2 protein-coding genes are annotated in these 1295 nt (G+C 76.4%); both read right to left on the minus strand.

Going from position 1 to position 1295, the window contains the following annotated elements; all coding sequences use genetic code 11:
- A partial coding sequence (locus tag MCM47_RS40950; protein ID WP_238951851.1) for a PHP domain-containing protein occupies window positions 1–775 on the minus strand: 775 nt, incomplete at its 3' end.
- A gap of 159 nt (window positions 776–934) precedes the next feature.
- The coding region (locus tag MCM47_RS40955; protein ID WP_238951852.1) for a GNAT family N-acetyltransferase at window positions 935–1295 on the minus strand (361 nt) is incomplete at its 5' end.

Consider the following 1295-nt stretch of genomic DNA (forward strand, 5'->3'; position numbering starts at 1 on the left):
CCACCGCCGTTCCGGCGTCGGCGCAGGCGGCGAAGACGGCCGCGGCGTCGAAGCGCGACTGTGGCCGGCCGCGGCCGGTCACGATCCGGCCGGTGCAGTGTCCGAGGACGTCCGCCCGGGGATTGCGCACGGCCGACAGCATCCGGTCGGTCATCGGCTCCGGGTCGGAGCGCAGCTTCGAGTGGACCGAGACCACCACCACGTCGAGCCGGTCGAGCAGCTCCGGCTCCTGGTCCAGGGAGCCGTCCTCCAGGATGTCGCACTCGATCCCGGTGAGCAGGCGGAATCCGCCGTCGGCCACCGCGTTGTACGCCGCGACCGTGTCCAGCTGGAGCCGCAGGCGGTCGGGACTCAGCCCGTGGGCGATGGTCAGCCGGGGCGAGTGGTCGGTGAGTACGGCCCAGCGGTGGCCGAGCTCGCGGGCGGCCTCGGCCATCTCCTCGATGGGGTGGCCGCCGTCGGACCAGTCGGAGTGCAGGTGGCAGTCGCCCTGCGCCGCGGCGGCGAGATCCCAGCCGGCCTGCCCGGCCGGTCCGGCCGCCGTCGCCAGGTCGGCGAGGTAGGCCGGCGTCCGGCCGGCAGAGGCTTCGGCGATCACGGCGGCGGTGACCGGTCCGACCCCGCGGAGCTGCTGCGCCCGGGCGGCGGGCACCGGGCCGGGCGGGAGGCCGCGGGCGGCGTCGGCGGCCGTGTGGAAGGCCCGGACCCGGTAGGGCGAGGCTCCGTTCCACTCCAGGAGGAAGGCGATCCGCCGAAGTGCTTCCACGGGGTCCACAGCCGGTACCGCCTCAGCTCGCGGGCGTCGTTGCGCGAGCGCGCCTTCCCGTCCGCATCGCCGGTGAAACGCGGCGGCGGGTCCGCCGCGCTGATCGCCGAGCACGGGAGGCGGGAGGCTGGAGACCACGAGCGCGGGGGACCGCGAGCGCGGAGGACGTCAGTGTCCGGCTGCGGCCGGTGCTTCGCGGTGGGCCGGCGCCGGTGCTCCCGGGTGGTGGGGGCCCAGCATGACGACCACGCCGCCGGCGTCCGGCGCCGGGCTGGTGACCGGGCTCCAGCCGTGCCGCAGGTAGAAGTCCAGCGGCCCGTCCGCAGCAGCCACGGTGAACAACCAGCTCCGGCCGCCGGGGGCCGCCGCGGACACCGCGTTCAGCAGGGCGAGGCCGAGGCCCCGGCGGGCGTGGTCGGGGTGGACGGCCAGTTCGTCGATCTTCAGGGCCCCTCCCAGCAGCTCGCGGACGCCGTGCTCCCCGAGGCCGTCGCCGGCGTGGCGGGAGGAACCTTCGGAGGGGAACGGG

The sequence above is a fragment of the Kitasatospora sp. A2-31 genome (assembly GCF_022288725.1).
Lineage (GTDB): Bacteria > Actinomycetota > Actinomycetes > Streptomycetales > Streptomycetaceae > Kitasatospora.